At 29.9% G+C, this 13,694-nt stretch carries 16 protein-coding genes and 5 pseudogenes; 6 read left to right on the top strand and 15 right to left on the bottom strand.

Going from position 1 to position 13,694, the window contains the following annotated elements:
- The first annotated feature begins 367 nt into the window (after positions 1-367).
- The gene (locus tag A33S_RS0110430; RefSeq protein WP_013730031.1) at positions 368-937 is read left to right on the top strand and encodes a TetR/AcrR family transcriptional regulator; all 570 of its coding nucleotides are present in this window, start codon (positions 368-370) and stop codon (positions 935-937) included.
- A 277-nt stretch (positions 938-1,214) separates the two neighbouring features.
- Here the strand turns inward: A33S_RS0110430 and A33S_RS12310 are convergent, their stop codons facing one another.
- Positions 1,215-1,316: a type I toxin-antitoxin system Fst family toxin gene (locus A33S_RS12310; RefSeq protein WP_002497230.1), complete on the bottom strand. Its 102-nt coding sequence runs from the start codon at positions 1,314-1,316 to the stop codon at positions 1,215-1,217.
- Between the two features lie 308 nt (positions 1,317-1,624).
- Here A33S_RS12310 and A33S_RS11905 point away from each other — a divergent pair.
- Positions 1,625-2,073, top strand: a pseudogene (locus A33S_RS11905) (2-thiouracil desulfurase family protein).
- Positions 2,074-2,436: 363 nt separating this feature from the next.
- Here the strand turns inward: A33S_RS11905 and A33S_RS12435 are convergent.
- From A33S_RS12435 to A33S_RS0110385, 6 genes and pseudogenes are all read right to left on the bottom strand, one after another.
- On the bottom strand, positions 2,437-2,595 hold the full coding sequence (locus A33S_RS12435; RefSeq protein ID WP_017176847.1) for a hypothetical protein: 159 nt from the start codon (positions 2,593-2,595) through the stop codon (positions 2,437-2,439).
- A gap of 210 nt (positions 2,596-2,805) precedes the next feature.
- Positions 2,806-3,204 carry a recombinase gene (locus A33S_RS12660; protein WP_420801858.1) on the bottom strand — a complete coding sequence of 133 codons (399 nt, stop codon included), beginning with the start codon at positions 3,202-3,204 and terminating at the stop codon, positions 2,806-2,808.
- A pseudogene (gene mobV, locus A33S_RS12115) lies at positions 3,177-4,075 on the bottom strand (MobV family relaxase); the annotation flags it as partial. The gene A33S_RS12660 and the pseudogene mobV, both read right to left, overlap by 28 nt.
- 248 nt (positions 4,076-4,323) lie before the next feature.
- Positions 4,324-5,253, bottom strand: coding sequence for a replication initiation factor domain-containing protein (locus A33S_RS0110400; RefSeq protein ID WP_017176846.1), 930 nt, complete (start codon positions 5,251-5,253; stop codon positions 4,324-4,326).
- A gap of 213 nt (positions 5,254-5,466) precedes the next feature.
- Positions 5,467-5,967, bottom strand: coding sequence for a MepB family protein (locus A33S_RS0110395; RefSeq protein WP_017176845.1), 501 nt, complete (start codon positions 5,965-5,967; stop codon positions 5,467-5,469).
- 1,136 nt (positions 5,968-7,103) lie between these two features.
- Positions 7,104-7,406, bottom strand: coding sequence for a replication initiation protein (locus A33S_RS0110385; RefSeq protein WP_017176843.1), 303 nt, complete (start codon positions 7,404-7,406; stop codon positions 7,104-7,106).
- 418 nt (positions 7,407-7,824) lie between these two features.
- On the opposite strand from A33S_RS0110385, the gene A33S_RS0110380 reads away from it, so the two are divergent.
- Positions 7,825-8,079 (top strand): type II toxin-antitoxin system Phd/YefM family antitoxin, encoded by a 255-nt coding sequence (locus A33S_RS0110380; RefSeq protein ID WP_017176842.1) that lies wholly within the window; start codon positions 7,825-7,827, stop codon positions 8,077-8,079.
- Complete coding sequence (locus tag A33S_RS0110375) at positions 8,072-8,338, top strand: Txe/YoeB family addiction module toxin (RefSeq protein WP_017176841.1); 267 nt, start codon at positions 8,072-8,074, stop codon at positions 8,336-8,338. The genes A33S_RS0110380 and A33S_RS0110375 overlap by 8 nt, the downstream gene beginning before the upstream one ends.
- Positions 8,339-8,518: 180 nt before the next feature.
- Here A33S_RS0110375 and A33S_RS11900 read toward each other — a convergent pair.
- The 5 genes and pseudogenes from A33S_RS11900 to A33S_RS0110350 all read right to left on the bottom strand — a co-directional run.
- A pseudogene (locus tag A33S_RS11900) lies at positions 8,519-9,021 on the bottom strand (protein rep); the annotation flags it as partial.
- 312 nt (positions 9,022-9,333) lie between these two features.
- Positions 9,334-9,696 (bottom strand): hypothetical protein, encoded by a 363-nt coding sequence (locus A33S_RS0110360; RefSeq protein WP_017176840.1) that lies wholly within the window; start codon positions 9,694-9,696, stop codon positions 9,334-9,336.
- An 18-nt stretch (positions 9,697-9,714) separates the two neighbouring features.
- A complete protein-coding gene (locus tag A33S_RS12590) occupies positions 9,715-9,849 on the bottom strand; it encodes a hypothetical protein (RefSeq protein ID WP_274515705.1) in 135 nt (44 codons plus the stop codon).
- A 312-nt stretch (positions 9,850-10,161) separates the two neighbouring features.
- Complete coding sequence (locus tag A33S_RS0110355; protein WP_017176839.1) at positions 10,162-10,497, bottom strand: type II toxin-antitoxin system PemK/MazF family toxin; 336 nt, start codon at positions 10,495-10,497, stop codon at positions 10,162-10,164.
- Positions 10,494-10,742, bottom strand: a complete 249-nt coding sequence (locus A33S_RS0110350) for an AbrB/MazE/SpoVT family DNA-binding domain-containing protein (protein ID WP_026049008.1) — start codon at positions 10,740-10,742, stop codon at positions 10,494-10,496. The genes A33S_RS0110355 and A33S_RS0110350 overlap by 4 nt, the downstream gene beginning before the upstream one ends.
- Positions 10,743-10,940: 198 nt before the next feature.
- Between A33S_RS0110350 and A33S_RS0110345 the strand changes: the two genes are divergently transcribed.
- Both A33S_RS0110345 and A33S_RS0110340 read left to right on the top strand, forming a co-directional pair.
- Positions 10,941-11,177 carry a hypothetical protein gene (locus A33S_RS0110345; RefSeq protein WP_017176837.1) on the top strand — a complete coding sequence of 79 codons (237 nt, stop codon included), beginning with the start codon at positions 10,941-10,943 and terminating at the stop codon, positions 11,175-11,177.
- Between the two features lie 563 nt (positions 11,178-11,740).
- Positions 11,741-11,986, top strand: a complete 246-nt coding sequence (locus A33S_RS0110340) for a DUF3923 family protein (RefSeq protein ID WP_017176836.1) — start codon at positions 11,741-11,743, stop codon at positions 11,984-11,986.
- 172 nt (positions 11,987-12,158) lie between these two features.
- Here A33S_RS0110340 and A33S_RS12565 read toward each other — a convergent pair whose 3' ends face one another.
- From A33S_RS12565 to A33S_RS12105, 3 genes and pseudogenes are all read right to left on the bottom strand, one after another.
- A complete protein-coding gene (locus A33S_RS12565) occupies positions 12,159-12,341 on the bottom strand; it encodes a hypothetical protein (RefSeq protein WP_009385238.1) in 183 nt (60 codons plus the stop codon).
- Between the two features lie 586 nt (positions 12,342-12,927).
- A pseudogene (locus A33S_RS12110) lies at positions 12,928-13,421 on the bottom strand (protein rep); the annotation flags it as partial.
- A 60-nt stretch (positions 13,422-13,481) separates the two neighbouring features.
- Positions 13,482-13,694: pseudogene (locus A33S_RS12105) on the bottom strand (DDE-type integrase/transposase/recombinase); the annotation flags it as partial.

Genomic DNA, 13,694 nt, shown 5'->3' with positions numbered 1-13,694 from the left:
AGATATTGAGACTAACTAATTACAAAGTTAAGATAGACAAATAAAGAATATGCTCGTTTGGTGTAGCATATTTAAAACTCATAATGCAAATTTACAGTAGCAAACCAAGTTGAGAAGGCGCTTAAGACAAACTCTTCTCAATCGTAGCTATATTGCGAGGGAGTGAAACTAAACTCAGTTTCGCTCCTACTTTTTTATATCGCTCTTATAGTATTAAACGTTTCAAATAACTTATTTACTCTTTTTTTATAAACAAATTTAAACGTAGTATCAGTTGTTATGTTTGGAAAAATCAACTTTATTGTGATAAATTACTCTTATTACGTCAGGCTATCTGACTAGATTAAATAAATAGGAGAATCAGATAATGCCGTCAGCAAATCAAAAGCGTATGATTAAACATATTCATGAAACAGTGTTTATACTTTTACATGATTATCATTTTGATGAAATCACGGTTCAAAAAATATGTGATATTGCAGAAATCAACCGCAGTACGTTCTATAGATACTTCCAAGATAAATATGAATTACTCTACACTTTACCTGACTTTATTGCACAACAAATTATAGCTAAAGGTGACACATCAGCAGACATTACAACCTCTGAATCATTTGAAGACTTTATTTATTACATTTGTAATAATAAAAAGATTTTTAAGCATCTATTAGTTTCGTCTCGACAGGCAGATGTATTTAGAAGTTTAACGAATGTGGGTCGCGAAATGATGTTAAATAATTCAACTCGTAAGCGTGACCCCTTAGTGCAAAAGATTAGAGAAAGTAAACATCCTGAAATTGTAGCTGATTTTTACAGTAGTGGCGTAATAGAAGTACTACGACGTTGGGTAGAAAATGACTATAACTATACAGTTGAAGAAGTGTTTGTAACATTAAATAATGTGCTTGAAACGTCATTATATTATTATGATAAATAAAAGCAATCTCACATAAATTAAGAGTGAGATTGCTTTTTTGTCATTTGCGTTTTTTAACGTCTACTGTCTTGTAAACCATAAAAATACTATTAGCTATGATTAATAATGCTAGAATGACCATTGGCCAAATACCTATATTAATCATATTAAATATGGTTCTGTTGCATTCCTCTACTAACCAGTGTTATAATCTACTTAACAAAGTTATTAAGCATAATACACCAATCCCCTCACTATCGGAAGTAGTGAGGGGATTTTTAGGTGTGACTATAGTCGCCTATTTTTTCTTATCGTTGCGATTGCGTAGCCAATGCGCAAATAATGCGACGATACAACCACTCGCTGCTGTGGTCATGATGTGAACAAAGTTATCAAGCATAATTACACCTCCTCTCTACGTCTATATTGACGCCTGAGAGATAGGCGACTTTTATATTATATCATCTTTGAATATGTGATAATAGCTAACTTCCGATAAGTCATTTTATGTTTAAATAAATATCAAAAAGTAACAATAGCAACCTTGATTTTAATAAAATATAAGTACCTTCAAATTTTTAAAATTATTCAAGCTAATATATATAAGTGCCTATCCCTATTTAAAAAAACGTTATTCTATATAGTATCAAGACAAGAAGAAGCTCGTTTTCAATTCGTTTCTTAAACCTAAAAATTGGAGGATAATATATGATTTTTATAAGCGCATGTTTAGTCGGCCAAAATGTTAGATATGACGGAGGAAATAAACTCAACAATAACTTAAAAAAATTGGTAGATAAAGGTATAGCAAAACCAATATGTCCTGAAATATTAGGTGGATTATCAACACCAAGAAATCCTGCAGAAATTGTAGGAGGAGATGGTTTCGATGTTTTAGAAAATAGAGCCAAAATTATAGATAGTCAGGGGAACGACGTTACAAAAGAATATATAAACGGAGCAATGAAGGCATTAGATACTTGTCAAAAAATAAATTGCGAAACATTAATACTAAAATCCGACAGTCCAACTTGTAGCACGGAACATATTTACACAGGCGAATTTAACGGAGAAAAAAACGTGGAGTTGGAGTATTTTCAGCACTGCTGATAAAAAATGGAATAAAAGTTTATAACGAAAAAAACTATAATATTTAAAAGTTTTATACCAACTTTAACGAGGATATTTAGACCAAACTTGGTTCTGTTGCAAAGTCAGAAATCATGTAATATAAATACAAAGAAATGTAAAAATAATCAAAAATAGAAGTACGATATATTGTTAAATTAGTATTTAATTTATTGTTTTTGCATAAATTTGTATACTAATTTAACTTTGCAACAGAACCTCTTGATGTATGCATAAATATCGTTTAATATCGAGATATACAAAACACTCAAAAACATAAATGTTTTTTAAGGTAGTCGCACACAAACTTTGGTAGGGGCGTGGGCGACTTCTTTTTTATTTTGTTATTAATATAACACTATCAAAAGGCTTGGTCTAATTTGATCAAGTCTTTATTTATTTTCTTTTTTCATATCTTCATATTGCCCAACAGCAATTCCAATTACTATCCCTGCTGCTGCACCTAAAGGACCCATAATAAGAAACAGGAATACACCAAAAATAATTATATAAGAAAAAGTGTTCGAATATTTTCTGAAAAAGTTTGCCATATTAAATCTAAACCTCCTCTTTTTTTAAAAACACTAAAAAATATTGCATTATTCCAATTCCTCTATTTGTCGACGATTCTGCGCTCCTTAATAATCCTAAAGCTGTCCATCGGTCGATTTGATAGCTGACGCTATCCTCCCGCTGGCGCTTTTAGTCTAATTAAGGGCTCTCATCGACAAATAGATTTTCTCGGCATAATTGCGTCGTCTTTATAAAGTATAGCCATCATCTCGTTCATCTTCAAAAATAATTTCTGGTTCTTGTCTTTGATATTTTTTCTTAAAGAATTGTTCATCGTTATCATCTACAATCATTGTTTCTCGCATTTTTGAGCTTTCTAAGTGATTATCAATATGGTTAATCAAAGAATGATATGTTTCTTCTTTCATTACACCTTTAATCAACTTAAACACATTGTTAAATAGTTTATACGAACGGTTTAACTCTTTTTCTTTTTCTTGAGTTTGTTCCAATAAATTATTATAACTACCCGCTAAATCATTGTATTCATCTATTACTTTTCCATTTTTAATCTGTTCGTCTAATAATCTATCTTCTAATTTTTTATTTTTTTCCTCAAAATCTTTTAAAGCTTTTCCGCTTTTAATATATTCATAATCATCAGTAATGAGTTGAGAAGCTTTTACTTGTTCCTGCAATAAATCAAATTTATTTTTATCAATAACGACGTTGCCTGTTTCCTGTGTTTCTTTGTTGAACAGTCCACCAACTTTTTCAGTTTCAAGCTCATATGGGACATTTATAGGCTTTTTTTAGAACATCTAAAGCATTTTGATACTGTTCCATTACTTCTTCGCTTTCTTGCTTTATACGGTCTAATTTTCGGCTCTCGTGCTCATATTCTTCTTTGTGATAATCTGTTAAATTTTTATAACGACTTATCTGCTCATGTCGTCTCGGTGTAATGCCCCTTGTTATACCTCTACTCAAGTCATAACCACAACTATTGATATGTTCGTTAAATCTATCTTGAAATTCAGTTAGTGCCTTTTTATTACCTAAAACCTCTTTCGCACTCAATCGACCATCTTCTGTGATCGGAACTACCCCATAATGCATATGAGGTGTTTTTTCGTCCATATGCACTGTTGCATATAATAAATTATCTTTTCCATACTCTTGTTCTAAAAACGTTTTAGCATGTTCAAAAAACTGCTTTGTTTCTTCAAGTGTTTGATTTTTAAAAAATTCATTACCAGATGTAATTAAACCATCAATATGTTTTACTGCGTCTTTTCTAATTTTGCGTTTCCCATTATAATTTTGTTCAATTTTCTCATCGATTTTTTGATTATAATCAATCGGACTATCATTGACTAAATCGTAATTTAAGTATGATTTTTCTAAATCAATATCCATATTTTCATAATTTTTATTTTGTCTTTGTACATGTTTTTGAATACCTTTTGTATTCGTTTTTGATTTTACTTTAGCAACTCTGATAATAGAATACGCCATATTAAAATCCCTCCACTGCACATGTTTTTGCGTAGCTTTATTTATTAAAGTATAAAATAAAACACACTAGACTTATTTACTTCGTAATTAAGTCGTTAAACCGTGTGCTCTGCGAGGCTTGTTTTTGTGCAAGCACAAAAAATGGACTGAACAATTCAGTCCATAAGTTCAAAACCTACGACCAAAAATGGTGGTCGCAAATTCGTTTTTAAATTTTATGATCACTTCGTGTATAAAATTTAATGCACTCAAAATTCAAAATCAGAAAGCCAAAAATCAATTTGCTTTTTCAATTGTTTTTTATTATCTCTCAAAGTATTCTTCATTAAATCTGTTAAATCAATTTGTGATGTATCTTTCAATATTTTTCTATATTTATTTTTAGTACGTCTTTCTAAATTGCCCCACTCATCTTCTTCATGAATTAATAAATAAAGCATTGCACGTTCTTGAATATTTTCAATTACCTTTAGATTTGGTTTTAAAATATGCAAATCATTAAAACAATCGTCCCAATAATCAACCATATTTCGTTTTAGCTCAATTTCCACACGCCATAAATATTCTGAATTGATTTCAATATCTGCATTATCTTTACGCTCTTGTTTTTTATTATAAATTCGAATAAATCTATCACTATCACGTACACCAAAATATTTTGTTTCTGGTTTACCATTACGCCCATAAAATATAGTTTTCTTTACTGCCTTATCAGACAACGCATAGTAATCATTTAAATCAGATTCAAAATCAAAAGCTAAATCTAATCTTGTAAAACCAATATCTTCCATGTAGCTAATTATATTTTGTTTTAACCAAAGCATTTCATCATGCATAAGCTTATTAGGATTGAATTCAACACGCATGTTACGTCTATCCCAGCTATCTGCTTTCACTTTGTCATATTCGATATACACTTTTTCTTGTAACGCTTTAGCTTTGAACTTTGTTTGTAAAATATCCCAAAGTCTAATTTGAGTTTCAATACTCATAAATTTTGATAGTTTTTCTGCGTTATCTTTATTAAGGTTTCCAACGATTGTCATAGCGTCAAAAGACATTTTTGGACTAGCAAGTGACATTCTATGTCGGTTTAACCGGCTATTAGAGTAGCCGGTTTTAGAAAAAATTTCTAAATCCTTATTTTGTAAGTGGCTTGAATGATTTTCCTTACTCATAAAAAAATCGACTCCTTATCTAAAAAGAAGTCGTCCACCCAAATATATATCTTGATGGGTTCTGTTGCAAAGTCAGAAATCATGTAATATAAATACAAAGAAATGTAAAAATAATCAAAAATAGAAGTACGATATATTGTTAAATTAGTATTTAATTTATTGTTTTTGCATAAATTTGTATACTAATTTAACTTTGCAACAGAACCATCAAAATCAACTTAAATACAATTCCTTAATTTTTTCCTCATCAAAACCCTTAGTAAAATCTAAAAAATAAGGGATTTGCCACTTCTGTGTACTAACAGCCGTTTTATTCAAATCACTTTCCCAACTAGGATAAACGCGAATAGCCATTTTACCTTTATGTTTTTCAGAACTAATAATTCCTTTTTTAAACAATAACTCTTTAGGAAAGATAAATTGACCTTTTTTAGATCCATCTAAAATATTAATAATCAACTTATCTTTTGACTCCTTAAAATTAAAGGGTCTATTTTTATTAATCTCATTCTTGCACCAAAACGCAACAAAATAACCTACTTTTTTAGGAGTTTTTTTAGCCAATCTACTTTTAAATTCAACTCCACTAAATTCAAAATTAAAAGCCTCGTATTCTTGATTCCATTGCTCAAATTCATGATTTATCAAAGAAAAATTATAATCAAACAACGGTATTTCATTAAAAAAATCGATAGAAACATAATTACTATTCATAACAAAACTCCCTTCTACTCAAAATAAATTATAAAGCAATATTGCTTTATTCCAATTGCTTTATTGACGTTGAGCCTCGGAACCCTTAACAATCCCAAAACTTGTCGAATGGTCGGCTTAATAGCTCACGCTATGCCGACATTCGTCTTCATGTTTAGTTAAGGGTTCTTCTCAACATCAATAAATTTTCTCGGCATAAATGCGTGTTCTATTTTTTATTTTTACTCCTCTTGATAGCAAAAAACGCCATTCCAATACAAAACCACATACCTATAATCGATATCCAAATAGCAGTCATAAAATCGCTCCTTTTTAACAAACTTTATCACAATAGTTATCGCTTTACAGGTCTATTTTTCATCGTTATAATCTAGTTAAATCCCGTAAGGGCGCACTTACACGTTCTTTCAGAACGTAGTGCTAAAATCGAAATCGACCTCCGTCGATTTTTATATCAAATACAAAAGAATCGGTGTTGTAGCACAGATATAAAAATTAATACTACATACTTAAGAATCGACGTTGTGGCGTAGATATAAAAATTAATACTGCATATTTAAGAATCGGCGTTGTAGCGCAGATATAAAAATTAATGCTACACACTTAAGAATCGGTGTCGTGGCATAGATATAAAAATTAATTCCACGATAAAAGAATAGCTCTTTAAAAGTCAGTTCGTTTTATACGGATTGGCTTTTTTATTTTGTCTAATTTTAAATACCTTAATTTTTAATTTTAAAGGGGTATTTTGAAGAATTAGGGGTTATTTATATAGTTTTATACCTAAAAACCTATATTAGCTCTTAAAACGTAAATGAGAGCCAAATAAAAATAATTGTTTTTCACAAACAAAAATTTGAGCAAAACCAGTGTCTAATTTTTGAGACACTGCCCATCTACATGCAAATTAAAATTTTCATGTTTTTATAGTTCCTAACAGGGGTTAAAAATTGTATAACAAAAATATAATGTCACTATAACGTTAGTATAACGAGCTATTTTGTCATTATACTTTTAAGACTCGTTTACCATCGTCATCACAATAACTTTTAAAATACTCGTGCATAATTCAACAATTGACCTCCCAATAACTACATGGTGTTATCGGGAGGTCAATTGTTAGCACTCATATTTTGTTATTGTTCTTCCTCGATTTCGTCTATCATTTGATGATTGATTTCTCTTTTTTCTTGTTCTGTTAAGTCATAAAGTTCACTAGCTAAATACTCTTTTTGTTTCCAAATATAAAAAATTTGATAGATATATTCGGTTGGATCAATTTCTTTTAAGTAATCTAAATCTCCATTTTTTAATTTCTTTTTAGCCTCTTTAAATAATCCTGAATAAACTAATACCTGTTTACCTTTAAGTGATTTATAGAATGCATCAAATACTTTTTGATTTATTAAATAAGGTTCTGTTGCAAAGTCAGAAATCATGTAATATAAATACAAAGAAATGTAAAAATAATCAAAAATAGAAGTACGATATATTGTTAAATTAGTATTTAATTTATTGTTTTTGCATAAATTTGTATACTAATTTAACTTTGCAACAGAACCACTTCTTAGATATAATAGAGCACATTTAAATAAATCCCTGGATTATAACATTGACTACTCTAATGTCACTAGTTCTGGTGTATGTTACAAAGAGATTTTTCTGTACATTCTTACAAAACTTTAAAACTGGGGACTAGATTTAAAGTTCCTTCAAATACTATCAGTGTTATATATCTAAATAGTGTACTTATGTTACTTGATGTTTAACTTTGCAACAGAACCAGTGTTATCCTCCTTTACTAATTGTACAATAAATTGTACAATTTTAGTAGGATGAAATTTAGGAGGCTCTAATATGACTGTATTAACTTATTCCAATGCACGTAAGGACTTTAGAAAACTTATTGATAAAGTAAATGATGATAGTGATACAATAACAATTACTACTAATGAACGTAATGCTGTTCTAATGAGTGAAGATGACTATAATTCAATCATGGAAACACTTTATTTACAACAATCTCCTACTAATGCTAAATATTTATCTCGATCTATGACAGAAGCTGAAAGACGTAACACAGTAGAGGTAGATATAGAAGCTTATGAGTAATTATAATATAACTTTTACACCTACAGCTTTTGAAGATTATCAGTATTGGCAGATCCAAGATAAAAAATTATTGAAGAAGGTTAACCATTTAATTAGGAGTATTCAAAGAGATGGTATTTTAGAGGGTGAAGGTAAACCTGAGCCATTGAAAGGTAATCTGAGAGGATATTGTAGTAGACGAATCAATCATGAGCATAGACTAGTTTATACAATTAAAGATCCTAGCATTATAATCATTGCGTGTAGATACCATTATTAAAATGAGCTCTAGATTTCCTCAAGGCTCTTTTGGTTCTGTTGCAAAGTTAAATTAGTATACAAATTTATGCAAAAACAATAAATTAAATACTAATTTAACAATATATCGTACTTCTATTTTTGATTATTTTTACATTTCTTTGTATTTATATTACATGATTTCTGACTTTGCAACAGAACCATATCTTTTATCTGTGAAATACGATTTATTTACTGCAATTAACACATGAAAATGAGGATTATAATCGTCTCTTTTTTTATTATATGTAATCTCTAACTTACGAACATATCCTTTCGCAATAGATTTAAAATGTTTACGATTGGTCAAACGTCTAAATGATTGATTATAACGCTTTATTTCACTTTCCAATTCAGCAGCCTTTACGTTAGGTGTAGTTAAAGTTAAAAAAATAAACTCCTTTTTTCTTCCTGCTTAATATATTGCATCATCAAAGATAAACCTAACGCATCTTTACGAGCTTTTCTCCAAGCACAGACAGGACAAAATCGATTTTTACAAGAATTGGCTTTATATAATTTCTGTTTTTCTAAAGTTTTATCAGCTACAAAAGACAGAAATGTATTGCAATCTTCAACTAAATCCATTTGATTTTCTCCAATATGACGTTTAATAAATTTTTGAAATACTTGATTTTTTCGTTTTTTCTCAGTATACTTTTCCATGTTATAACACATAAAAACAACTTAGTTTTCACAAACTATGACAATAAAAAAAGTTGCTTTTTCTCCTTTCTATGTATGTTTTTGATTAGACACCTAAAACGATACATTAATAGGTACGAAAAAGCAACTTTTTTTGGTTTAAACCTAGACACACCAATACTTTAAGGGTAACTATTCCAGATTGTAATAGTTACCCTTATTATCAAGACAAGAAGAAACTCGTTTCACTCGTTTCAAAAAGAGCTTTGTACGAAAACGTACAAAGCCCCAAAAAACTAAATTTATCTTATACTAATTTAAGTAGATATATCACTAACTTAATGAACTCCCCATATCAGATTTTATATTATTTGCTAATACTTGTAATTCAGGAAAATAATTATTAGCAAAACCAATTATTATTTTGTTTTTTACAAACGTATTAATCTCTCGATCTTCTGGAATCGTACTGTCTATTAAATCTAAAAGTTCACTATAACTTATATCCTCAATTTTTACTGTGTTTAAATATTTTAAAATCGCTAAATATAGTTCATCAAATACTTCATGTTCAAAATCAAAATCTAACAATAATAAACTAACAGAATTAGTTTCTACCTGATTATCTCCAATTTTATCTGCAAGCTCTCGTATAGCTTGATAAAGTAATCTAAAACTTTCTTTTTCTTTTAACATAATAATCACCTTAGTTTATTAAAATAGCCAAGATATAGCTTCTTTTAAAGTTACCCCTAAAATATGAGCTTGAGATTCTGATAAACCAGCTGCACGACCCGCTCTAATACCAGCATCTCTTACTGCATTAGCAGGAACTTCACTCCATTTCAATAAAGGTTTGGTTCTGTTGCAAAGTTAAATTAGTATACAAATTTATGCAAAAACAATAAATTAAATACTAATTTAACAATATATCGTACTTCTATTTTTGATTATTTTTACATTTCTTTGTATTTATATTACATGATTTCTGACTTTGCAACAGAACCGCTTCAATTATAGGGGTACTTAAGAGGTCATGCACTATCAAGATTGCTCCAAATACTTCATTGTTATTTCTACTTACTTATCATTAAATCTTATTAACTATTTTAGGGCCATGGATGCTAGTATCCACGACCCTTGTGAACCGGTCTCTTCGTTTTATAATGGCTTTAGATATGTTTGTATAGCTTTTAAAACATCTTTCTTTAACTTGTCTTGCAACTCATCTTTGTAATTATGTTCGCGTGCATTTAAGTCTAGTGAACGTATTTGAATGGTATCTATAACGCCAGTAATCAAACCTTTTTTAGTTTTGATTTCAACATCAGTTGGAAATCTTGTTTCACGATTTGTGATTGGCAATACCCAAACAAAGTTAGTACCATTAATTGTCATATTATTATTAACAACTAAACATGGTCGTATCTTTTGTTTTTCACGTCCTCGAGTCGGATCTAGGTCGATATAAAGTATATCAAATTGTTTTATATTCATACCTCTCGCCCTACACTTTCGCTAAAGTCAATCTCTGGCTCGTCGTATTTACCACCATTTTTAAAAAAGTTTGTGATTCTATCTTCAATTGATTCTTCTTTTTTTTTGATAAAGATACCATCGTTCATTCGCTGAACTTCAACTTTATCGCCAACTTCAAAATCAGTAAGTTGAATCGTTTGTTTGCCTAAACTGATTGCTTTACTGTTACCACTTTTAAAAACACGTTCATTTGTTTTATTGATATCATTGGATGTTTTTACCATTTGGTATCATCTCCTCACTTTTAGTGTATCAATTGTACTTACGAATGTAAATACGTAAATTATACTAACAAAAGCGGTTCTGTTACAAATTTATAGTTTAATTAGAAACCAAACCCTAGTAATGTTATTATGAATAAAAAGACTTTTAATGAGATTCAAGAAATGAGGTCGAAATTCATGGTAACTGATAAAATAACGGTAAATGGTAACGTGTATTTACGCATGTATAATAGCGAGGGTGAAATTAATAATGCCGGTGCAAGGGCTATGTTTGGTAAAAAAGAGTTTGAAGAAGCAATTGTAGAGCTACAAAAACATGAGTTGATGGAAATAATTGAAAATAGAGGCGAAAAGTACTTTAGATTACTGGAACCTAAAACAGAAAGTATACCTTTCAATGTTTTAAACTATTAAATTATCAGTTCTGTTGCAAAGTTAGAAAAAATTCTCTAATTTCCTTTTTTATCATGTCAGTGTTCGTTAACTGGCTAACATATGACATGATAACATGGTGATTAGCTATAGTTTTTCTAACTTTGCAACAGAACCAAAAATCGACTCCTTTTTAGAAGTCGTTCTACTCACCGGCTCACCGATCGAATATATAACTTGATGTCTGCTCTTTTATCGTTTACTATCAAGATATACTAAATTAATAAATCATCTATGATTTAAGGTGAGCCGTTTACGAACTTTGGTAGGGGAGTAAAACGGCTCTTTCTTTATGTAATTATTTATAATATATCACTCTCAAACCTAAAAATCTAAAATCTACATACAGTGTAATTTTTACCCCCAAAACCATAAAATTCTCCCCCCTAAAATCGCACTAAAGCTTACTGCCACAAGCGATTAAGAGCAATTTAAATCCTTGAGTTATTTCTATATAGTATCAAGACAAGAAGAAACTCGTTTCTAAACCCCAAAAAAAATGTATGCTATTCTAAAGCCAAAGATAAAAAACAGAGGTGGATATAATGAAAATTTCATGGATTTTTTGGTGGATAATAAGCACTATTGAACTCTTAAGTTTTATAGGATTTTCAATCTTTCTTTGGTTGAGAGATGTAGATGCATCTGGTGCAGTACAAACAACTGAATTAAAATGGATTAACATAGCCGTATTAGCAGCTGCTTATTTAATTCCTTTAATCATACAAATAGTGTGGTTAATGATTAATTTAATTCTCAAAAATAAACAAAAACACCAAGCGTTAAATTAAAATATTGCTTTATTCCAATTGCTTTATTGACAACGAGCCTCTGAACCCTTAACAAACCCAAAACTTGTCGAATCGTCGGCTTAATAGCTCACGCTATGCCGACATTCGTCTTCAAGTTTAGTTAAGGGTTCTTCTCATTGATCAATAAATATTCTCGGCATAAATGCGTGTTCTACTTCTTGTTTTTATTCTTTTTAATAAAAAAATCGAGTAGTATCATAAAAAGTGCAAAAAATAATGCAGTAACCAAGTTCAAATATACATGAAAATCAATTGCTGGTATTACTAAATCAAGTAAAGATTTTAAAATAAAAAACGAAACAAAAAAGTATATAAAATATAAAAAGATTTTCAAAACAAAACCACCTCTCCGAAAAATCTATCACACTAAATACCAAATTTTAAAATACCTTTATTTGCAATTTTAAGGTGATTTTTAGAGCATTTAGGGGTATTTTATATTATTTATCCCAGAATGATTTAATGGCTCTTAAAACGCAAATAAGAGTCAAATAAATATATTTTGATTTCACATCACAAACTTTTAGCAAAACCAGTGACGATTTTTAGACATTGCCCAGTTACATACAAACTAAAATTTTGCATATAATCCTTCAAAAAGTGAATCCGGTTTTTAGTTCCTGCAGGGGCAAATTTCTGTAAAAAATACCGAAATCTTGATTTTGTCCAAAATGCTTTGTAAGAGCATAAGGAAAATATGCATACATTTAAAAATGTATGGTCTGGCGAAGCCAGACATTTCAAGGGATACAGCGATTTCTAAAGTGCAATCATTTTTTGCTTTTGTACCCAAAATGTACCCCTATAAATTGCGTTTGTACCCAAAATGTACCCCTACATCTTGTGCCTGTACCCAAAATGTCCCCAAACGTTTTTTTGTATTTTTTAATAAAACAACGCTAGCTTTTCAGCTAACGTTGTTAAGACTTTCTTAAATAATAATTCTGCTTTCTGAAATTCCACTGAGCAATAATTGAATGTGCATCTTTCTCTTCTTTATCTTTTTCTTCATAACTTGTACGAACTAAATCTCCTTCTTCTGCATCATCTAAATTTAATTCTTTATGCTTTTCTTTAAGCAATCCGCCATAAGATAACATTCTTTTTTTGTATAAACCTTGCTCCAGATCCGACACTACCTCTTTATCTTTTTCTTTATTTCCTGTTAGAAAATCAGATGACTTAACAGAGTATTTTGAGGTCTCTTTAATTGCTGCAACTATATCCGAATCTTTTTTCTTATTTGGTTTTATTTTTTTATATCAACAACAGGTGTGTAATCAACTTGCAATGCACGTTTCCAAAATTTCACCCAATCTTTTTGAGAAATATAATCTCCAGGTTCTTTAAAATACTTAGGTTTCACACATAACAACACATGCATATGTTGATTGTAACTACCATCTTTTTTATGGTTCTGTTGCAAAGTCAGAAAAAATATAACTAATTATCATTTTAACATGGTAGTATTCCCTTAACTGGCCAACATGTGATTAATTTCGTAGCACGGCGAAAATCCGTAGATCTGAAGAGACCTACGGTTCTTTTTATATAGACCATAAATACATTCAATACCTTTGAGTGTATTCTTTGCCGTATTGACGCTTTGATATCTCGTCTTTCTCACTTTAATATGACGGTGATCCTGCTCAATGAGGTTATTAAGATATTTAGATGTACAATATAG

The sequence above is a fragment of the Staphylococcus massiliensis CCUG 55927 genome, from assembly GCF_000298075.1.
Taxonomy (GTDB): Bacteria; Bacillota; Bacilli; order Staphylococcales; family Staphylococcaceae; genus Staphylococcus; species Staphylococcus massiliensis.
Note: the sequence above shows the minus strand (reverse complement) of the source record. Positions and strands in the feature narration are given on the sequence as shown.

Bases quoted from the DNA above. Each gene is read 5' to 3' on its own strand.
- A33S_RS0110345 (WP_017176837.1), top strand. From the start codon at position 10,941: ATGGTAACTGATAAAATAACGGTAAATGGTAACGTGTATTTACGCATG.
- A33S_RS0110385 (WP_017176843.1), bottom strand. From the start codon at position 7,406: ATGATTTCTGACTTTGCAACAGAACCTTATTTAATAAATCAAAAAGTA.
- A33S_RS0110360 (WP_017176840.1), bottom strand. From the start codon at position 9,696: ATGTTAAAAGAAAAAGAAAGTTTTAGATTACTTTATCAAGCTATACGA.
- A33S_RS0110395 (WP_017176845.1), bottom strand. From the start codon at position 5,967: ATGAATAGTAATTATGTTTCTATCGATTTTTTTAATGAAATACCGTTG.
- A33S_RS0110400 (WP_017176846.1), bottom strand. From the start codon at position 5,253: ATGAGTAAGGAAAATCATTCAAGCCACTTACAAAATAAGGATTTAGAA.
- A33S_RS0110375 (WP_017176841.1), top strand. From the start codon at position 8,072: ATGAGTAATTATAATATAACTTTTACACCTACAGCTTTTGAAGATTAT.
- A33S_RS12310 (WP_002497230.1), bottom strand. From the start codon at position 1,316: ATGCTTGATAACTTTGTTCACATCATGACCACAGCAGCGAGTGGTTGT.
- A33S_RS0110355 (WP_017176839.1), bottom strand. From the start codon at position 10,497: ATGAATATAAAACAATTTGATATACTTTATATCGACCTAGATCCGACT.
- A33S_RS0110380 (WP_017176842.1), top strand. From the start codon at position 7,825: ATGACTGTATTAACTTATTCCAATGCACGTAAGGACTTTAGAAAACTT.
- A33S_RS0110340 (WP_017176836.1), top strand. From the start codon at position 11,741: ATGAAAATTTCATGGATTTTTTGGTGGATAATAAGCACTATTGAACTC.
- A33S_RS12435 (WP_017176847.1), bottom strand. From the start codon at position 2,595: ATGGCAAACTTTTTCAGAAAATATTCGAACACTTTTTCTTATATAATT.
- A33S_RS0110430 (WP_013730031.1), top strand. From the start codon at position 368: ATGCCGTCAGCAAATCAAAAGCGTATGATTAAACATATTCATGAAACA.